Annotated in this window: 3 protein-coding genes and 1 pseudogene; 2 read left to right on the top strand and 2 right to left on the bottom strand. The window is 40.7% G+C overall.

Annotated elements, in window-relative coordinates; all coding sequences use genetic code 11:
• Positions 1-128 precede the first annotated feature (128 nt).
• Together AB7E53_RS14430 and AB7E53_RS14425 are read left to right on the top strand one after the other, a co-directional pair.
• Positions 129-899, top strand: a pseudogene (locus AB7E53_RS14430) (sodium ion-translocating decarboxylase subunit beta); the annotation flags it as partial.
• A gap of 175 nt (positions 900-1,074) precedes the next feature.
• The gene (locus AB7E53_RS14425) at positions 1,075-1,599 is read left to right on the top strand and encodes a nuclear transport factor 2 family protein (RefSeq protein WP_179399299.1); all 525 of its coding nucleotides are present in this window, start codon (positions 1,075-1,077) and stop codon (positions 1,597-1,599) included.
• Between the two features lie 190 nt (positions 1,600-1,789).
• Here AB7E53_RS14425 and AB7E53_RS14420 read toward each other — a convergent pair whose 3' ends face one another.
• A complete protein-coding gene (locus AB7E53_RS14420; protein WP_446776475.1) occupies positions 1,790-3,313 on the bottom strand; it encodes a helicase HerA-like domain-containing protein in 1,524 nt (507 codons plus the stop codon).
• Positions 3,314-3,394: 81 nt separating this feature from the next.
• A partial coding sequence (locus tag AB7E53_RS14415) for an EamA family transporter (protein WP_446776473.1) occupies positions 3,395-4,027 on the bottom strand: 633 nt, incomplete at its 5' end.

The raw sequence follows: 4,027 nt of genomic DNA, 5'->3' as shown, positions 1-4,027 counted from the left end.
TCCACTTGCATAATACTCCCGGAGAATGGATAGCTTATCCGATTCCGTAAACTTGGTTCTTCCTGTCTTCATAGATCACATTATTTGATTGGTTTATAATGTGTCTACCTATTTCAGTATAAGACATACTTCCTATTGCTCATGCTTTTGGCCTTAGTCTGGGCGAAAGTGCTTCTATTGCAATGGTTGGAGGGGCTGATGGTCCGATGGTTTTGTTTACATCGCTGGCATTGGCCAAAAACTTATTTGTACCTATAACAGTTGTGGCTTACCTGTATCTTGGACTTACCTACGGAGGATATCCTTATTTGGTTAAGCTCCTTGTCCCCAAAAAGTTGCGTGCTATCAAGATGGTTCAGACCCGTGCACCCAAAAATTACAGCTCAAAAGTGAAATTGGCTTTTGCAGTGTTATTATGTGCTGTGCTTAGTTTCTTATTTCCAGTGGCTTCGCCTCTATTTTTCTCACTGTTTTTAGGAGTCGCTGTTCGAGAGTCTGGCATGAAGCATATTCAGGATTTTGTTAGTGGTCCTTTATTATATGGATCAACGTTCATGTTGGGTGTATTGCTTGGTGTGTTATGTGACGCCAAATTGCTTTTAGATCCCAAAGTCTTAAAGTTATTGGTGTTAGGCATTGCTGCGTTGTTATTGTCCGGAATAGGAGGAATAATGGGCGGATATATCATGTATTTCATAAAGAAAGGAAATTTTAATCCTGTTATCGGTATTGCGGCTGTAAGTTGTGTTCCAACCACTGCCAAGGTGGCTCAGAAGATTGTGACGAAAGACAATCCAGACTCGTTCATTATGGGCGATGCATTGGGGGCTAATATTTCGGGTGTAATTACATCGGCTATCATAACAGGTATTTACATTACAATAGTTCCCTTCTTATAAGGGTTAACGGTTGGTTTAGTATTTTTGGTTGTTGTATTTTTAGGTTGCCTGATGGCGAGGGTGTGTCAAAACAAAGTAATTGGCACATCCTCTTTCTTTTTGTTCAAACAAACGGAGACAGTTTTTGTTTTATTTACAGTGATTTGTTAGTGTAAAACATATAAAAGAATAATGTATGAGAAACAGAACAGTTTTAGGATTGGTATTGATGCTTTTTACAGTATTTACAGGATGGGGAGCCAATGTTCCACAATCGGTCGAACCGGATAAAGAGCAAATGATAAAGGAGGTAAAGGCGCTGGTAGATAAATTGGTGCAGGGTTGTGAAACTGCTAATGCCGATGAAGTTTTAGGTGTGTTAGCTAATTCTCCTGAGTTTTCATATGTAGTGAACAGGCAGTATAGCACCTATCCCGAGTTTGAAAAGGGTCTTAAAGGATGGTTTGAAATGATAACAGGGCAAAAGTTGACAGTAGAAAATGAACGGTTTTCATTTCCATTTTTTAATTCGGTGCTTTATACGGCTGATTTGGGTATTGTTATGAGTTATAAAAACGGCCGTACAGTAATAACCGATCGAGGCCGATGGCTGCTGTTGTTTAAGAAAACTGGAACCGAATGGAAGTTGATTCATGGCTCAGAATTTTACATCTATAAAGATGCTCCAAAAGATGCTCCAGCTACGCCTCCAACACCATAAATAATGTAAGTTAATATAAATGCAAAAGGTCTGATTCTCACGAACCGGACCTTTTGCATGATTTAAAAATTATCTTATGAAAAAATTAAATAATAGATGTTGCATCTATGTATACAAATATACGTTTTTATCGCTTTTCAATTGTGATGTGTGATGTGTTATAGAGCATATGTACTATTATTTGATCTTTTTATTTCCCTTTTATAAGTGTTCCGAGTACGCTACGGACAATTTGAGTACCTAAAGTTCGTCCTACTGAAGAAAGCATATTTCCGAACATGCGTTCCGTAGGACTCTGTCTGCTGCTGTTTCTTCGTTCGTTATTTATTCGTCTACCTTCTTCTGCTTGCCATTGTTTTTCTTGTTTTATACGTTCCTTTTCTTCCTGCTCACGTTGTTTGTTCAGAATTTCTTTTTCTTCTTCCTGTTGCTTAAGCAAAGCTTCTTCCTGTAGTATCTCGTAAGCAGAATGTCGGTCTGTTGTTTTTTCGTATATTCCATATAGCGGCGATTGTTTAATGGCTTGTGCCCGTTCTGCATCTGTAATTGGCCCGATTTGTCCTTGTGGACATAACATTTTGGCTCGTTCTACAATGCAAGGAGCACCTTTTGAATCAAGAAAGGATACAAGTGCTTCGCCAGTTGCAAGTTCGAGTATTGCGGTCTCTGTTTCGAATGCTGGATTCTGTCGGAATGTCTGTGCAGCTGTTTTTACCGCTTTTTGATCGCGTGGAGTAAAGGCCCGCAAAGCGTGTTGAATGCGGTTTCCTAACTGACCAAGTATACTTTCCGGCAGATCCAATGGATTTTGAGTAATGAAGTAGACGCCTACGCCTTTGGAGCGGATGAGACGGACAATCTGCTCGATTTTATCGAGCAATACTTCCGGAGCATCATCGAACAGCAGGTGGGCTTCATCAAAAAAGAATATAAACTTGGGCCGTTCCAGGTCGCCTACTTCGGGTAGTTCTTCGTATAGAGAGTTTAACATCCATAACAGGAAGGTTGCATATAACTTAGGTGAATTAAGGAGTTTATCAGCTGCCAGAATATTTATTACACCTTTTCCCTGTTCTGTTTGCAGAAAATCATAAATGATAAATTCGGGTTCGCCAAAAAAAAGATCACCACCCTGATCTTCCAAATTGAGTAATCCACGTTGGATAGCCCCAATACTGGCTGCCGATATATTGCCGTACTGTGTTGTGAAACTACGTGCATTTTCTCCTACATAGGAGAGCATTGCACGAAGGTCTTTTATATCAAGTAGTAGCATTTTGTTATCATCTGCAATTCGAAACACAATATTAAGTACTCCAGACTGGGTGTCGTTCAACATCAAAAGCCTCGAAAGCAATAGTGGTCCCATATCTGATATTGTAGTTCGTAGCGGATGGCCTTTTTCAGCGAATACATCAAAGAAACGGGTAGGATATCCTTGAAATTGGAATGTTACACCAAATTCTTCCTGTCGTTTGGCAATAAAACTGTTAAGTGTCCCGGCTTTGCTGATACCGGACAGATCTCCTTTCATATCAGCCATGAAGACGGGAACGCCCAATTCGCTGAAGCTTTCCGCCAGTATCTGAAGTGATACTGTTTTTCCAGTCCCTGTCGCTCCGGCAATCAATCCGTGACGGTTGGCCATTTTAGGATGTATATAGAGCGGCATACTGCCGTGAGCCACATATAATTCCTTGTTGTCTGTCAGCATAAGATAAAGGTATTAGGTTTATATTCACAATAATACAACAAATGAGTGTGAAAAACAAGTAGCCAGTCTTAAAAGAATTTGTTAAATAAAGAACAAAGAAACACCTATTACGCTGATGATTGCGCCAAACACCTCTTTCAACGTGATTTTATTTTTGAAGAGCATCAGTGAAGGCCATAGGATAAAGATAGGGGTAAGAGCCATCAGTGTTGAGGCAATACCTGCTTCTGTATACTGTACGGCCATCAATGAAAAGGAAACGCCGATAAATGGACCGAAAAGTGTAGCCCCCAGTGCGGCTTTCATCCCTTTGCTATCACGTACCGATAGAGAAAGACTGGCGAATTTACGTGTATACCACATGACGGCCAAAAAACCGAGGGTACCGGTGATTGCCCGTATAAATGTTGAGGCAAAGGGAAGCATCTGTGAAGCCTCAAGCATGCCTTCGGGGATGGAGAGTGCATAATAGTTCATTCCAACTTTGCTTAAAACCAGTCCCACACCTTGTCCCATGCCAGCACCAATACCAAACAAGACTCCTTTAAGAGGGAGTTTAAGACTGAATTTATGGCTTGTGCCTCTGCTCAATACAGATAGAGCGATGCCAGAGAGGGTGACCAGCATTCCAGCTATAGCTTGAATTGATAATTTTTCGCCAAGAATTAACCATCCGGAAAAAGCGGCGGCAATAGGGGCTAGAGTCATAAAGAG

This window comes from Macellibacteroides sp. (genome assembly GCF_050251695.1).
GTDB lineage: Bacteria > Bacteroidota > Bacteroidia > Bacteroidales > Tannerellaceae > Macellibacteroides > Macellibacteroides fermentans.
The sequence above is the reverse complement of the archived record's forward strand: the minus strand, read 5'-3'. Positions and strand labels throughout refer to the sequence as shown.